Origin of the sequence: Mesoplasma sp. JKS002658, assembly GCF_023566355.1 — a bacterium.
Lineage (GTDB): Bacteria > Bacillota_I > Bacilli_A > Mycoplasmatales > Mycoplasmataceae > Edwardiiplasma > Edwardiiplasma whartonense.
Window position 1 is genome coordinate 114,504 of sequence record NZ_JAKNSW010000002.1, and the last position, 17,337, is coordinate 131,840.

At 33.7% G+C, this 17,337-nt stretch carries 9 protein-coding genes; all 9 read left to right on the forward strand.

Annotated features, from left to right (window positions below):
• Position 1: 1 nt before the first annotated feature.
• The 9 genes from LD125_RS02630 (at position 2) to LD125_RS03995 (ending at position 17,253) form a co-directional block, all read left to right on the forward strand.
• A complete protein-coding gene (locus LD125_RS02630; protein WP_250137506.1) occupies positions 2 to 805 on the forward strand; it encodes a tRNA pseudouridine synthase A in 804 nt (267 codons plus the stop codon).
• Positions 806 to 1,126: 321 nt separating this feature from the next.
• Entirely contained in the window at positions 1,127 to 5,374 is a 4,248-nt protein-coding gene (locus LD125_RS02635; protein WP_250138378.1) for an ABC transporter permease, read from the forward strand.
• A gap of 126 nt (positions 5,375 to 5,500) precedes the next feature.
• Entirely contained in the window at positions 5,501 to 5,956 is a 456-nt protein-coding gene (rplM, locus tag LD125_RS02640; RefSeq protein WP_250136376.1) for a 50S ribosomal protein L13, read from the forward strand.
• Entirely contained in the window at positions 5,956 to 6,351 is a 396-nt protein-coding gene (gene rpsI / locus LD125_RS02645; protein ID WP_250136377.1) for a 30S ribosomal protein S9, read from the forward strand. The genes rplM and rpsI overlap by 1 nt, the downstream gene beginning before the upstream one ends.
• A gap of 152 nt (positions 6,352 to 6,503) precedes the next feature.
• The gene (gene pfkB, locus LD125_RS02650) at positions 6,504 to 7,460 is read left to right on the forward strand and encodes a 1-phosphofructokinase (protein WP_250136378.1); all 957 of its coding nucleotides are present in this window, start codon (positions 6,504 to 6,506) and stop codon (positions 7,458 to 7,460) included.
• A 2-nt stretch (positions 7,461 to 7,462) separates the two neighbouring features.
• Positions 7,463 to 9,553, forward strand: coding sequence for a PTS fructose transporter subunit IIABC (locus LD125_RS02655; protein WP_250136379.1), 2,091 nt, complete (start codon positions 7,463 to 7,465; stop codon positions 9,551 to 9,553).
• Positions 9,554 to 9,690: 137 nt separating this feature from the next.
• On the forward strand, positions 9,691 to 12,333 hold the full coding sequence (locus LD125_RS02660; protein ID WP_250137504.1) for an MOLPALP family lipoprotein: 2,643 nt from the start codon (positions 9,691 to 9,693) through the stop codon (positions 12,331 to 12,333).
• A 21-nt stretch (positions 12,334 to 12,354) separates the two neighbouring features.
• Entirely contained in the window at positions 12,355 to 14,721 is a 2,367-nt protein-coding gene (locus tag LD125_RS02665; protein ID WP_250137503.1) for a hypothetical protein, read from the forward strand.
• Between the two features lie 15 nt (positions 14,722 to 14,736).
• Positions 14,737 to 17,253, forward strand: coding sequence for an MOLPALP family lipoprotein (locus LD125_RS03995; protein WP_250137502.1), 2,517 nt, complete (start codon positions 14,737 to 14,739; stop codon positions 17,251 to 17,253).
• Positions 17,254 to 17,337 lie beyond the last annotated feature (84 nt).

Sequence of the window (17,337 nt, forward strand, 5' to 3'; positions counted from 1 at the left end):
CATGTGGCGTGAATTTACACAAGCTTATTTATTAAGTCTGAGTTATGATGGGTCAAGTTTTAAGGGGTGGGTCAAACAACCTTCAACTCGCACAGTGCAACAAACTTTAGAAGATGCAATTAAACATTTAATTAAAAAGGTTCCTTTTAAGGTTTTAGGAGCTTCAAAAACTGATCAGGGCGTTCATGCTCTGGATCAAAAAGTTTTATTACAACTTGATTTTGAAATTAGTAATTTAACTAGTTTTTTGCATGGTTTAAATAAAAAGTTACCCCTTGATGTGCGTATTAACACTATCCAACGGGTTGCTAATGATTTTAATGTTCGGCAAGTAGTACAAAAAACTTATTGTTATACGATCAATGATCATCAGTTTGATATTTTTAGACAGCGCTATGAATTGCACTGAACCAAAGGTTTGATTGATGTTAATAAGTTAAAGAAATGATTAACCTTATTTGTTGGTAATCACGATTATTTTTGTTTTTCTGGCTTAAAAAATGCTGAACGTTCATCCTTTCAAACGGTTAGATCAATTGAATCGATTACAGCAACTCGGGATCAAGATAACAGGATTAAAATTTATTTTCAAGCCAAAGGATTTATTCGGTACCAAATTCGGATGATTGTTGGAGCTTGCTTACAAGCCTATCTTAATAATCCTCGCAGTCACGAAGCGTTAATCAAACTTCGTTTAACTCGTGAAGGTGATAAGTCGCCTTTTATTGTTGATGGTAAGGGTCTTTGTTTGGTAGGAATTACTTATCAACAAGGAAGTGAAAAGCAAACTTATAAGGAAGATTAATAAAAATAGCGTATGATAAGAAAGAGTGGTAGAACTTTAAAACAATGTCATTTCTGGTGGTTTAATGTTTGATATTTGCTTTAAGTTTTTGGATGATTGCTCTTGAGCATGAGAAGGAAATTAAAAATAATATGAATTATTAAATCCCTCTACCACAAAAGACCATTTGCTTGGTCTTTTTTTAACATTTTGGCAATAATCGGGTAGAATTAACCTATACGTGTTAAAAGTTACTGATATTAATCGTGGGGAAGGGTAATTCTGGTTTAACATTTTCTTTTTAAAGAACCAAACAAAATTAATAGGGGAGTGATGGGAAGGATGAAGTTAAAAGGTTTTAATTTAATCGCTAAAAATTCGTTTAAAAATGCTTTTAAACTTTGACCCTTACTTTTAGGATTAACTTTATTAATTCTGGTTTTCTCTTTAGTAGTTTCGCTAATGAGTGGAATTTCTAACCAAGTTATTGGCAATTATAATCATCTTGCACTGGCATCAAATTTGAGAGATGTAGTTGGTGATGTTCCTTCAACTCTATTTGTTAAAACCAGTACTGATGATGATTCTGGCTCAGTTCCTAAAAATAATGTTGAAGCTCAAGAGTACTACTTTTATCAACTTTCTCGTCAGTATGCTTATGCCAATCCCAAACTAAGTTTTTCGTGATCAAGAACTGAAGGAAGAAACTTTAGTGGGATTCAAAATGATAACCATAACCTAACAATTAAAGCGGTTGTTAAAACTACTCCTGATTCTTCAAAATACAGGGTTGATCAACTAGCGATTTCTCAAGGTCATGGTATTCAAAGTGTTCACCAAACTGTAATTGATGCAACTTTTGGTAAGAAAAACCACATCATGATTGGTGATATTATTCGTTTTCAAGAAGATAGTTTAGGATCACAACTCTTAGTTAAGTCAAAACTTAACAATATGGATTATCTTAATGCTGGTTTAGTTGACACTATTAGTAATTTAGATGATCCTAATGATAATTACCAGAAACTTTATTCAACTTATAAATGATTTCAAGTGGTTGGATATGGAGAATCAATCGATTATGTAATGCCAATTATCGACCAATCTACGTCTTTGCCAAATAAAAAAACTGAGTTAATTGCTTATATTGACCCAGTTAATTTTGGTTTATTCAAAGATCCTAAAAGCGCTCAGGGTTTAACTTACTTTGACCAAAACCAGTCCCTTTTAACTGCTGAAAATTCTCAAGATTCTGAGGCTTATTTTTCTTTGAAATTTAATAACACTAGTTTAAAAAAAATTAGCAAGCTTGATCTTCACCAAATGAATGTCGATTTATTAACCTTGATGGGTCGAGATAAAGATGCTAGTGATGAGGGTTATGACCCAATTTTATTTAAGAACGGTGATCAGGCTTACCAGTATGCTGGACGAACCGCTTCAATTATTAGTACGATTAAAATTTATCAGTTGCTGAGTGGAGTTATTCTGATTGTGGTTTTAGTTGTGACGATTTTTACAATTGTTTTAGTTACCCAGAAACAAATTGATGGAACCCGTTCTCAAATTGGAACTTTAAAAGCATTGGGATATTATAAACGTGAAATTGTGTGAAACTATGTTGCCTTACCCTTGATGAGTTCGTGATTTGGGGGAATTTTAGGATTTATTGTTGCCCAATTTGTGCAAATCCCCATTAACAAGTTATTCACTGACCACTTTAACTTGGATTTATCAGCATGAACTTTTGATATCGCTGCGTTTATGGTTGTAGTTTTGGTGATGTGAATTTTTGTCACTGCAGTGACGTTTCTAATTGCTTATTTAACTATGAATGATGATGTAGTTAATTTGGTGTATGCAACCAAAGCCTCAAAAATCAGTCAGTTTGGTTATTTTATTAAATCTTTAACTAATAATCGTCCTGTAGAAGTAAAACTACGATCAGCTCTGTTTGGTTCAAGTGAAGGAAAAATTTCTGGAGTAGGGTTTGTGGTTTTACTTTCAACAATCTTGATGACAATTACCTTTGCTGCTCCTACTTTGTTAAAGAACAATCAAATCGCTGCTTATCAAGGAATTAAGTACCAACAGTTAGTTGAATTTGACACTCCTATCTATAATAATCCGTATACTTTTATGAAGACTTATGATGCGAAAGTAACTTCAAAAGCTACTACTTTTAACTATTCGGAAGTCTTAAATAAAATTACTAGTCAACCATTAACTGCTCAGGGTAGTTATGATCTTGATAAAATCACTCAACAACTTTTAACTGCTAAAATTCCGAATGAATATTATGATTTGGAGTTTGCAACTCAACCTGATGGGGTTGTTAACCCCTTACAAGTGATGACTGCTAATTTAAGAATGTTAAACAGTTATTCAGTAGTTTTATCAACCCAATATTTTCACCTGTTAGCTGATTTTGCCCAACTTGATCCCTTTGGGTGAAACATTCTTTCAAACCAATGAATAGGCTATTTAGATTTAATTAACCAAATTCAAGCTGTGTCAAATGCTGGTGACGAACTATCTCAAGCTATTGCTTATTTCAATATCTTAAAAAGTTTCTATCAAGTTTATACCCAAACTATTGGGTTGGTAATTACCAAAGATTATTATGATAATCCTGACAATCTTGAGTTGACTTATGATGAACAAATTACTGCTTTTAACAACAAAATTAAGAGTGGTAATCTTGATTGGTTTGAGACGTTTAAAAACGAGTATCGTGGTTCAAGCAGAAGTTTTGGTGATTATTTAACTACCTTGCAACCTAACCCCAACTTTAGTTTAACTACGAGTACTTATCTAGATGATCAGGGAATAGAGATAACAACTCCAATTGGAGCGAACCATATTTTAAGTGATAAAAATAGTTTAAGTGGTAATGAACGGTTTGTTGATCAATACCTTAGTGCTGATGCAGCACAAATCATTCAAACCAATGGTGCGATTAAAGGTTTAGAAATTATTAAAAGTTATCTTGCTGACTATTTAGGATGATATGATGCTTACTTTTCTCAACGAGCAGGTACAGCAATTGTTCAAACTGGATTTACCAGAGCACCTTATTTTGTGCAACAATATTTCAAAAAAGCTTATTATGCTAATGAAAATGACCAGGTTTATAACCTTAGTTTTGCAACGATTCCCTACTCACCTGATAGTGAGCAATTGGGAGTAAAACTTTCAATGGAATCAATTAATCCTAACCCCTTAACCTTCAATATTTATGGAGTAGAGAACAATAGTAAGTTTATTGATTTACAAAATAATCACCATGACTTGATGCCATTATTGTTTAGTGGTGATTTGATTGATGATGAAGCGACTCCGATTATTGTTAACCAAAGTTTAGCTAAAAAACTTCATTTGAAAACAAATCAGGTGATTGATTTTAACCGCTTGTATGATGAAATGGAAAACTACACTAGTGGTTCAAAAACTGCTTATAAAATCAGTGATTGAAACCAAAATGACCCTCGAGAAGAGGGAGGGGACGGATTTGTTACTACTAGTAGTATGGATAGTCTTTCAACTACGTTAAAAAACCCGATCACTGGAAAACAAGAAAAAATTAGCGCGGGGTCACTAAATATTGATAATACTCCTGGTCAAGTTTATCAAAACTATCTTGAAGGTGATGTTGGTTTTGAAAGCAAGAAAGCTAAAACAACCTTTAGAATTGTGGGAATTGCTGATACGTATGGAACTCCTCAGGGATGAATTGCTAATACTCAAGCTAAAGCCTTAATGAATTATGATCAAGCCCAAGCTTATTTGTGAGACTATTTATTTGCCCCACAATTTGCCAAAACCTTTGCTTCAACTACTAAAATTAAGTTTCCCTATGATTTAAGAAATTTAACTTATAAAGAATTTAAGACCCTTTTTTTACTTGATGATAACAATAATTATTATCAGGTTGCAAAAAATATTGATCTTATCTTTAATAATGCTTATCCAATCTTTAACTTTAAGTATTCAATGAGTAATGATATTGGTGATATTCGCGCTGGGATAGCGACTTATAGTAAACTTGGTGACTATTCCCCGATTGCTTTAAATGGTGGAATTGTTAAAGATAAAACTTATGATGGAATTGGTCTAGGAGCAATTAGTAGTCTGACTCCAATTCAGATTAGTCAAGATATCTTAAAACAAATTACTAACATGATTTTAGGAATCTTGGTAATGATTATTTTATTAGTTATCTTTATTACCTTTGTAATTGTGATGTTAACAACTTCTTTAATTATTAAAGATAACGTTCGCTTTATTGCTACTTTAAAAGTATTGGGATACAAGAATACAACGATTGTGAATATGGTCTTGGGAATGTATGCAGTGATGATTGTAATTGCCTTTAGTATTGGGTATGTTGGAGGTTGGTTCTCATTGACTGGAATTATTAATAATTTAGCGTTGCATACCAACTTTGTTGTACCGATTATTTATCCAGCCTTTTTAATCTTTGCTGTGATTGGGGGAGTGGCTGGAATTTATGGAATTACCTTCTTGATTGGCTATCGTTATGTCACTAAAACTAACGCCACTCTACTCTTAAAAGACCAAGAAATTTAATGACAATAAATCTGGCAATTGTTTTTTATTTTAAGCGACTAAATTGATTGAAAAAGGAATTAAAACCGCATATAATAACAATTGCTTACACTTTTAACCCGGACAAGTTGAAGGAGAGAAATAGCAATGAAACAAACAACCTTAATTAAAACCGCTGACATCAAAAAAGATTGATACATTGTTGATGCTGCTGGTCAAACTGTTGGTAGATTAGCGACCCAAGTAGCCTTGGTTTTGCGTGGAAAACACAAAGTAACTTTTACCCCACACATTAACAATGGTGATCACGTGATTATCATTAACGCTGAAAAAGCAATTTTCACTGGTAAAAAAGAATCAGATAAAAATTACTACCACCACTCAATGTATCCTGGTGGATTGAAACGTCGTAATGTGGCAAGTGTTCGGAAGAACAAACCAGAATTTATCTTAGAGCGAGCAATTCGTTTGATGTTACCAAAAGGAGTGCAAGGTCACAACCAATTCCGTCAATTGCACGTCTTGGTTGGTGAAAATCACCCTTACCAAGCTCAACAACCAAAAGCACTTGTGATTGAAACACAAAAAGGAGGGAATAAATAATGGCAGATAAAGTAATTTATCGAGGAACAGGACGTCGTAAAACTTCTGTTGCTCAAGTTATTCTTACTCCTGGGAAAGGTGCGATTGTTGTTAATGGGAAACCAGCATTAGACTTTTTCCCTTATGAGACTTTAGTACAAGATTTAACTCAACCCTTGGTAGCTACTGGAACTGAAAAAGATTTTGACATTATGGTGTCAGTTGATGGGGGAGGATTTACTGGACAGGCTGGAGCAACTAGATTAGCGATTGCTCGGGCTTTGTTAGAGGCTAGTGAAGACTATCGTCGTCAGTTGCGTGCTGTGGGGTTATTAACTCGTGATGCCCGCATTAAAGAACGTAAAAAATACGGATTACGTGGAGCGAGAAGAGCGCCACAATACTCAAAACGTTAATTTCATTCAAAAACTCAAACTTTGGTTTGAGTTTTTCTTTTTTTTGAAAAATTTCGCCAAATAAATTAACAAAACAGAATTGTAAAACCCGCTTTCTATCTATATTATTAGTGCAGAGTGCTATTTTATAGAAAGTAAAGGAGGTTGGAAACTTGCTTTATACAGTTACACTAAATCCTTCTATTGATCAAATCCTACAAACTAATGGCTTTGTTTTGGGAGAAACTAATTACTATGATGATGATTATCAAGTTGTTGGTGGAAAAGGGATTAATGTTGGAGTTTTATTAAATAACTTAGGTGTGGATGTTGTTGTAACTGGACTAATGGGTCTTGATAATAATCAAGTCTTTTTAGAACAGTTCAAACAAATCAACTTAAAACACGATTTTGTTTTTTATCCTGGTAAGAGCAGAACTAATTTTAAAATTAAAGATTTTCAAAACCATCAAGAAACCGAGTTGAACGGTCAAGGGAGTAGAGTAGAGCAAAATTTAGTCCAAGATTTGCTTACTTATTTAGATACTCACCTTCAACCTCACGATGTGGTGATTGCCAGTGGTAGTGTTCCTACCAGTGTTTCAGAAAACATTTATGAACAAATTGGCATGATTGTTAACCATCATGAAGCGATTTTTATTCTTGACTCTTCAAAGCAATGGGTTAAGTACGGGTTAAAAGCCCATCCTTATTTGATTAAACCTAATGTTGAAGAAATTTGCCAAATGCTTAACCAAGAATATAACCCTAACCTTACTTTGACTCAACTTGAAGCGATGATTAAAGAATTACAAGTTTTAGGAGCAAGAAATATTCTAGTTAGTCGCGGGAGTAAAGGAAGTTATTATTTTAGTGAGCATGGCGAAGTTTATCAAGTTAATACTGCTAAAGGAAAACTTGTTAATTCTGTTGGTGCTGGGGATAGCATGGTTGGTGGTTTTGCCTATGGAATGAGTAAAAATCTCGCTTTAGAAGAGATATTAAAGTTTGGTGCAGCTAGTGGAGCTGCCACTGCTTTTAGTTCGTGAATTGGATCTAAAGATTTGGTGATGGAATTAAAAGAACAAATTAAAGTCGAACAATTGACAATAACAAAGAAAGGAAATTAATTATGGCGCTAAAAGAAATGTTTCGTCAAGAAACCTCCTTTTTTGATGTCGAGTTGAGCTCGAAGACAGATGTCTTGGCCTTTTTGGCACAAAAATTTAAACAAGCAGAAATTGTTGATGATTATGATCAATTTCTTAAAGCTTTACAAGATCGTGAAGCGCAAGATTCCACAGGAATGGGGGATGGAATTGCAATTCCTCACGCTTTAAATCCAACAGTTAAACAAGCTACTTTAGGATTTTTACGGTTAAAAACTCCAATTGATTGACAGAGTTTAGATAATCAACCAGTGGATCTTATTTTCTTAATTGCCACTAATGGAATCGATGGCAACGAACACTTAACTGCTTTGAGTAGTTTGAGTAGTTATCTGGTTAAACCTGAGTATCAAGAAAAGTTTCGTTTGGCAAAAAACTTTAAAGAGTTACAATCCATCTTGATTGAGTCACAACCAACCAAAACCGGAGTTGATAAAGTACAAACCTCAAGTGGTTATGATGTTGTGGGGATTACAGCGTGTCCTACTGGAATCGCTCATACTTACCTAGCTCAAGAAAAAATCTTAGAAACTGCGAAGCAATTAAACTTAACTGCTAAAATTGAAACCCAAGGTCGCAGAGGTATTGAAGACCGCTTAACTGCTGATGACATTAAAAATGCTAAGATGATTATTCTTGCTCATGATAAAGAGTTAGAAGGATTAGACCGGTTTAATGATTTAGAAGTTATCGACACTTCTACTCAAGATGTGATTTATCACACCAAAGAGATTCTTGAAAACTATGCTACTAAACCTAAAAAAGTGATTAAAGCTCGCAAAACTGGTGATAGTAGCAATAGTGGAGAAATGGATCTAAAGAAATTTAAAGACTTTAAAGGAGTTTTATTAGCAGGAGTTTCACGCATGCTTCCTTTCGTAGTTGGGGGAGGAATTATCTTAGGGTTAGCCTTTCTGATTGATTTCATTGCTGCAGGGGGAAGTCCTGATCCTGCTAACATGGGTAATTTTGGAACGATAAACAAAGGAGCGGGGTGATTTGCAGCTGTTGGAAAGATTGCCATGGATATGATGGTGCCAGTCTTTGCAGCTTACGTGGCTTATGCTTTAGTGGGATCTCAAGGATTAATGCCTGGAATGGTTGGAGGACTATTGGCCAACAATAGTGCTTTTGCTTATGGAAATGGCAACGTTGGTTGGGTTAACCTTTGAGGAAGACTACTACCAAGTGATGTTGCTACTCACAGTAACTCTGGGTTTATTGGCGGAATTGCTGCTGCATTTGTCGCTGGGTTACTAGTTTTTGGTCTAACAAAAGGTTTTGCCAACTTTAAAAAAGGCTTTATGGGAGTACGTGATATTGTTTTAATTCCCTTACTTTCTTTATTAGGAGTAGGAGTAGCGATGTTTGCTTTGAATATTCCTTTGGGTTATTTCATGTATGGAGTTCAATGAGTTCTTCAAAAAATGGCAGAAAAAAACCTTCTAGTCTTGGTTGGTTTATTTTTAGGAATCATGGTCTGTGTTGATATGGGTGGACCAATTAACAAAATTGCTTATGTGGTCGGAACGTTATCAATTGTTTCTGCAGAGAATGGTGGTTTTGCCAACATTAACCCTGATACAGGAAACATGACAACAGCCCCAATTATGAGTGCAGTTATGCTTTCAGGAATGATGCCTCCATTAGCAATTGCCTTTTCAACTCTAGTCTTTAGAAAGGCATGAACAGAAAAGCAACGTGATTCAGCAAAAGCTAACTGGGTGATGGGACTTTCTTTTGTCACTGAAGGAGCGATTCCGTTTATGATTGATGATTATAAACGAGTAAATGTCTCTTCAATGATTGGGGGGGGACTTGTTGGAATCCTAGCAACTGCTTTAAAAATTGGAATTCCAGCTCCACATGGAGGAATCTTTGTCTCTCCTCTGGCAACTTCTGATTTGTTTAGTAATAACGCTGCAGCTAAAGGATTTGGAATTGCAATGTATATTCTTTTACCATTAATTGGTATGGCGATTGCTGGATCAATTATGGGTGCTTGAAGATCTCGTGATATCAAAAGAGGAAAATTAACCCTTCCTCAAGCTTAATTTAATTATTTAACCACGATAAATCGTGGTTATTTTTTGTCCCATTTTCTTTTTCACTAAACTTATAAATGTATTTTGATATGTTATAATTCCAAAAGATACAAGTCAGAAAAATGTGTTAATAGGAGGGTAATGAGGTGAAGAAATTACTAGCAATTTTAGGTTCAATAACTTTGGTTACTACCTCAACTTCAACAGTACTTGCTTATGGGGGAGTGTTACAAGTTAAAAAAGCGCTCTCTACTGCTCTGGTTTATTTCAACAATAGTCAGAATAACTTAGTTGGTGCTAGTTTTCAAAAGGCAAAGTCAGTTATTCTTGATGACCAGTTTGGCATTGATCAAACCAAGACCTTAGAAATTTTAAACGGTTTTAGTGCTGAAGATAATATTGATAATTATGATGCCAACGATGGAGCTTTGACCACTACTAGTATTTTAAAAGATGTGATGGAGAAATATTTGGGCGCGAACGTGGTTGATAATAGTGCTGTTACAGGAAAAAACGTCCACCTTGGAGGTCATCTTGGTACCGAGTCTAGTCTTGAGTCTTTACTTCCTGACCAGTTCAAACCTTACCTTCGTCAACTTTTGAGTTGAATTAAAAGCGGTAATTTAGTTAACTCTCCGTTTTGAAACATGAAGGATTTAAACGCCACTTTAACTAATATTGATGATATTTTTAAATCTGGGGGTGAAGGAATTAATTTAATTCTTGAACAATTAATTAAGTTAATTAACGACCAGTTTAATATTGATTTAAGTAGTATTTTAACCACCTGGTTGCCAAAAATTATTAACGTGATTGATAGTGTGATGAATGGTGATAAAATCAGTCAACTTCGCACCTTTTTGCCAAACGCAAACGTTTTGTACCAACAAGCACTTAGTTCTGCAATTCAAGAAATAAGTGATGATAACCTAACTTTTAAAGATTTAAACCAAAAGTTATTCAGTTTGATTACCCAAATTTTAGAACAAGCAGTTGCTCTAACTCCTGATGCAAATTTAGCTGACCTTGGGGAAGGTATTGATGATCAAGAAAAATTCTTGATTACTTTTTTAAATCAAGTAATTAGTCAACAAGCTTTGACGATGGTCGATTTAAGTGATCCAACTGCTTTAGGGGGATTGTTAAAACCAGTGTTTGAGTTCATTATTATTAGTAATATTTATTTTCAACAGTTTGATACTTTGAAATCTTATCAAGTAGTTGATCATAACCATTTGTTTTCAGCAACTAAAGATAACTACACCTTTTTAAGTGAACTAAAGGATGTTAAGGTTAGTGATAGTGTGGTCTTCAAAGACCAAGGGTTGAATTTAAACTATTTTGTAGCCAACCTAGACTACTTCCTTGGTTCATTGCAAAATTTTAATCAAGCTAGTGAAGACCGCTTAGAACAACTCTTATTCCTTTTGTTTAACGATGCTTCTAACCCTAGTCAGAACGGGGATCCCTATTATTTTGATAAAGATTCAAGTTGGTTAGAACACCTTTTTAACGTGGGTTTAGGATTAGGATATTTAAATAATTTAGCTCCCCAAGCAATTCTAACTATTACTAAAACCCCAGCAATCAAAAGCACAATCTTTAATACTTTAAAACCGATTTTTTTAGGTTTTATTAATGGTGATGATGCTTCTGGTTTAATCAATTTGATAAACAATCTTCTTCCTTTGCTGCCAACCCTGATTCCTTCCTTAAACCAATTTCCTTGAAAACAAGTTTTAGCAGCGCTTCAAGAGGTGGTTAAAAATTTAGCTTATCATCCTGATGATAGTAAAAACATGTTTCACTTTCTTTTTAGTGGGAATGGCAATAGTTTGTTTCAAGGTGTCGAACTACCAGATAACTTTCAAAAAGTACTTGGTGGGTTATTTGGTAGTGGTGAGAAAAATTTCTTAACATTACTCAACAAACCCTTATTCCAAATCTTTAACTGGTTAACCCAACAAGGACTTGACATTAAAGGATTTAGCCAGGGAATGATTAATCCTCTTGGTGATAATTACACTTTAAAGTCACTTCCTCAACTTATTAGCTTATTACATAATTATTTGAATCACCTTGACCCAAACAATTCTAAGAATGCAAATTTGTATATTGACAGTACCAATCCCAATAATTCTTTACAAATTTTTAATAAAAAAGACATTAAGTTGGAAGTTGATTTGCTTGAACGTTTAATTGGAAAAGATACAGGTGAAAACAACCTTATCTCCCAATTTTTAACCAAATTATTTGGACTTGCACCTGATGGTAGTGGGACATTAACTTTAGATGTTCCTGATGCTTTAGAGTATTTAGGTTTTATGGGAAATAGTACTTATCAGCAAGATAGTTTTTTAGGAGATTTTGTCCAGTTAAGTCTCCCAAATTTAGTTAAAGCAATTACTAATATTGTTGCAAACGGACAAATTCAATTAAGTGATGCTAATGTTAGTAATTATGATCTTTATGGAGTTGATTTATACCAATTGTTTGCCAAAGATTTACTTGATGTCTTCAATAAATTGAGTAATCCTGCTGATTATTCAGTACTGATTTACCAATTATTGACAACTAAGAATGCTTATGAATTGGTGTATGATCCCAAGAAAATTACTTATTTTAGTAAAACTGGGAAAATTTTAATTAAAGGGTTTAGCTATCAAGTTATTTTTACCAATCCGTTAAATAACTCTCAAACCACATACTGGTTTGAAATTTCACGAAATAGTAATACTGAAGTATTTCACTTTGATTCTATTATCAATGATAGGATTTTAAATAATTAATAAAAGAAAGAAGGTGAGAAGATGCGCAAATTTCTTGTGATCTTTAGTGCTTTAGGTCTAACTAGCACAATGATTAGTAGTGTAATTGCTTGTGGAAGTAATTCTCACCAACCAGTTGTTGAGGGTAAGGAAAGTCAAACAGTTAAAGATATTCGCGCCGAATCTCTTCAACAAGTGCAGGGTTATGTTTTAGCTGATGCTTATGGTTTGGATTTAACTAAAACCACCACCACTTTGGATAATTATTATGCTGATAAAAACTACTTTAATGCTAATACTTTGAGTCAAGCTAATTTAATTGATGTGCAGGTGAATGGGGTTAAAGGAAGCGATGGAGAATTATTTACTCAATTAGTTGAAATGATTTTAAATCAGGGTGATAGCCAAATCAGTCCTATTTTAGCTTTTTTAGACAAATACAAAGCTTTAATTGCTTCGCTTCCTGGAGGTTTGAACACCTTCCCTTTAGAACAATATTTAGCTTCTTTACCAACAATTATTAATTTAATTGGTCAACAAAACTTGTTAATCGATCCTGCAACGAGTGCTGATAGTATTGCTACGACTTTAACCACTTGATATGAAAGTCAACAACTTGATAATGGTTTAACTAATTTTAACCAAGCAACCGATTTAAGCGAACTTGCTGATTTGACTGTGGCAGAACTACAAAGTAGTTTTTTAGTTTCTTTGACTTCTTTAATCGGTTATGCAATGTATCCTGATAGTTTTACTTCACTAATCACTCCCACTACACTTCCTGATAACACGACAGTTAATACTTATAATCCCCAAGCATTAATGAGTGATAATTATGATCAAGCAATGCAAAACTTTTTTAGTTTTGTTTTCAAAAAAGGCGTGGGGATAACACCACCAAGTGGTTATGCTGTTCAAAGTGGTGGAATGCTTTTTTATTTAGGAAAAACCTTAAAAATTTTAGAAGTATTGCTAAGTCTTTATGATGAATGTTTAAATGATGATTTTGTCATTGTTGATGGTACCCACCTTTTTAGCACTACAATTACAAATGTTGATTATTTAGCAATAATTAAAACTAAAAAAGTTAGTGATCAAGCTATTAGTGAAAAAGGTTTACATTTAGAGTATTTATTAAGTAAGCTTGGTTATTTTTTTAATGATAAAAATGAAGAAGAAAACGGGTATCGAATTTTAAAACTCCTAAATATTTTCTTAGCATCTGGAGGCTATGAATTTAGTTATTTAAAACAAACTATTCTTGACCTTGTTAATGCCTATAACCCTACTATTGGGGCAATCCTTGCCTTAAATCCAGATTTATTTAATCCACTTTTTCAAAATTTTGTAACCTACTTATTAGTTCCATTATTTAACAATACTCCAGCAACCCCAAGTAAGATTCTTAGCGACGATCTTAAAGAACTGTTAAAGCCTTTTTTGTCATTGTTGCCTGACAATTGAAGAAACCTCATTAAATGATTAGATACCACTGCTGCTCAAAACTTCCTTAATGAACCTTGAACTCAACTTTATCAAGGAAATTGAAATGATTTGGTTGGGCTCTTTGGTGCTAATCTTGATCCTTTAAACTTTTTATTTGGTGTTGATCACTTAAACTTTCACTTAATTTTTAACCAGTTGTTAGTCCGGAATTTAATGCTTGTTTTTTTTAGTAGTAATCTTGATTTAGGAAGATTAAGTGATTTAACCTTTGATGGAATGATTAGTCGAATTGTTAGTGATTTAGCAATTCAAAATGAAAACATCAGTGATCAGATAGGAAACATTATTCCTGTTGATAATATTCAAACAATGATGAAACTCTTGTTTGAAAAGAACTTTATTACTGACACCACCACTAGTAGTGACCAATCCGTGGTTCACCAAGTGGTTAGTCATTTAAATGATTTACCCGAAATTTTACCCTTCTTAGGTTATGATTTAAGTCAAAGTGAACCTTATGTTTATTCCCAATCATTGTTAGGTCAACTTGTTTATTGCTTTTCACCAACTCTCAAAGCTAATTCCACTCCCAGTGCAAATGATGGTAAGGGAGAGTTGCTTAATCTTAATACTTTAAGAAGTGCTGATCCCACTAACCATTGAGCCCTTAGTTCGGGAATTGGTCGAATACTAGGTGATTTATTAAATGGAACTGATTATCGTGATTTTGTTCTTAACCAGGTTCTTAACGCTAGTTGAGTTGTAGAAAAAGTGATCTCTAATTATGATCCCACCAATCCTGAGGTTTTATTAAACCAAACTTATAATTTAATTTACACTGGTAATGATTATAATTTGGGAGCAATTGCGATTAAAGCAATTAATGCGCAATACCAAATAACTTTTGCTCGAGTGAACGCTAATGAAAAGTTTTCCTTTAAAAAGTTAGTCCGTTTAGTTTAGAAAGGAGAAGAGTTGATGAAAAAGTTATTATTGTTATTACAAGTGGTTGGTTTAACTCTGATTACAACAACTACGGTTGTTGCTTGTGGGGTTGGTGGTCAAATCAACCCCAACTACCAAGATGAAATCCAAGTTCCTTTAAGTGAACAAAAAATTGAAATTCAACAATCTATCCTAGCACGTATGCGGACTTTAATCTTGGATAACGAGTATAAAATTAGTGATTCTGCTTATAAAAGCTATTCTTTGTCACAAAATGCTCAAGATTTAACCAAGTTGAATCGTGATGCTAAGAAGACAATTGGCAATGTTTTTGAAACTTATTTTGGTTCAACTAATCTAAATGACGCCAGTTATAGTAGCAACATTACTTTAGATGGTAGTTTGGGTGATCAGGGTGGAATTTTTAACTTGCTTTTAAGTGGGTTTAATAGTTTCTTACCAAGTGGATTATCAGGAATTCTTGATAAATTGTCTGGGTTAAGTGATATTCCTCTGCTTGGAGACCTCATAAGTACAATTAATGGTTTCTTGGGTAATTTTCCCCCAAACATGGTGAATAATAGTGGAAAATTAATCCAAATTCTTCAAAGTTTAAACTTAACTACTATTGCTGATGGACTTCCTTTGGGAATCGATAAACTTGCTACTCTTGAAGTAAGTGATACCCAGTTAAGGTTAATCAATTTGTTGCGTCCACTTTTAAAGCAAACAACAATTGATGGTTTTTTTACCATTCTTGCTCAGGGAATTAACTTTGATTTTAGCACTTATCAAATTAGTGATTTGAGCAGCATTTTTTGAATTGAATTAGTTAATAGTATGGCTTTGTTCAAACAAAGCGATTACCAAATGCTCACTTATACAAATGAGAGCAGTACAATTCAAGCCCAATTGATTACTGCTGGACAAAGTTTTGGGACGATGTTGGGACAAACAAGTACAACTTCACCCTCTTTTGGTAGTATGATCCAAGGTGTTGCTTGTTTACTCAAAGCCTTTAGTGCTTTGGGATTAAAAATGACTTTGTTAAACAGCGAAACCAAGCTCTTTGCTCCAATTGATTCTGAACATCTATTTAGTAGCGATGATAACACGACTTATTTAACTGCTAAATTAAATGCCACAATTGGAGAAAGTGATTTAGTTAATACTTATCCTACTCTAGCGAAGTATTTCAACTTTGGGGAATTTTTTTCAAACTTAGTCTATTTCTTTGACAATGATGCAAGCATAACTCAAGAACGAAGAAGTGCTCGGGTGTTGAAGTTTATTAACGTTTTGTTTGCTGACAAAATTACTAATAATAAAGTCAGTTCAAATTCACTTGCTTTTTTCACAGGAATTTTTAGTCAAACTAATCCTGATAGCGGTTTAAGTGATAATAACCAAATTAGTAGTGCTGCTAGTGAAATTGACCAGTTTTTAACCTCAAGTTTATTAAATAATCAAGCGATTAATTTGCCAAGTAGTAGTAGCACTACTTTTACAAGTAATGTTATTACTTGATTGCAAACTGATTCTGAATTCTTAGCAACTCCGTTTGCAACCCTTTATAGTGGTGATTTGACTTCACTATTTACTTCGACTAATTTTTCTTTGGTGGTTGGCAAAACTTTTGCTGACAAAATTCAAGGAGCATTCCAACAAATCTTTGCTTACCAACGTGATGGCAAAATCAATCTTGAAAACTTTTTAAATTCAAAATTGCTCAACCTTTTGATTGGTTTTAAAGCTAAGGGATATAGTGCTGAGGATTTGGTTAAAAATAACGGGTTATTTCCCAATTATGGTGCTTATTATACAAATAAAACTCTAGTTGAATTAATGAATGAGTTTAAAAATGGTTTAAATTTAACTGGTAAAGAAACGATTAGTCAGCTGACTTACCGTTATTTTGATATTGGTTTATTTAATCAAGTTATTGATGAAGTTTTATATGATAGCGATGGAAAAACAAGTTTATTAACCAGAATTCTTGAATATTTAAAAACTTCAGTCTCATCTCGAGCTAAACCAGAGGCAATTCTTAGTGCGCTTGGTTATGAGAATGATTCTGATAAAGGTTATGGTATTTTGGTGGATAGTTTAGCAGGAAGACTATTACAAGCTTTTGCTCCTGATTTAGTTAAAAACTATGCTAGCGCTGATGGAAGTTTTCTTAGTGTTAATGATTTGCGAAGACTAAATCCAAATTATACTGACAACTTCCAGTTTTTTGCAAAACAAAGTGCTGAAGTTCTAACCCAGTTAATCAAACCGACCCAATATCAACCGTGGTTAAACGCGGTTCTTAGTGCCAAACCCGCTGCTTTTGTGATTGATTCTAGTGCTACTAGGTGAACAACAAAGACCGACGGTCTTTATGGGGGTGTAGTCAAGATTAAGTTTAACCCAAAAGGAATTGTGGTTTTAACTAATCCCAATCCTAAAGTAGTTCTAACTCAGGATGCTTCGATTTATCAAGTGACCTTTATGCGAACCAATTTAGGAAAAGTGTTTACAATTACTAATATTCAAAAATTAACTTAGATAAAACCAGAAACACTTTTTAGTGGAATTATGGTAATTATTTCATTATAATCAAAGCAAATACAAGATGTTAGTCTGAAAGGA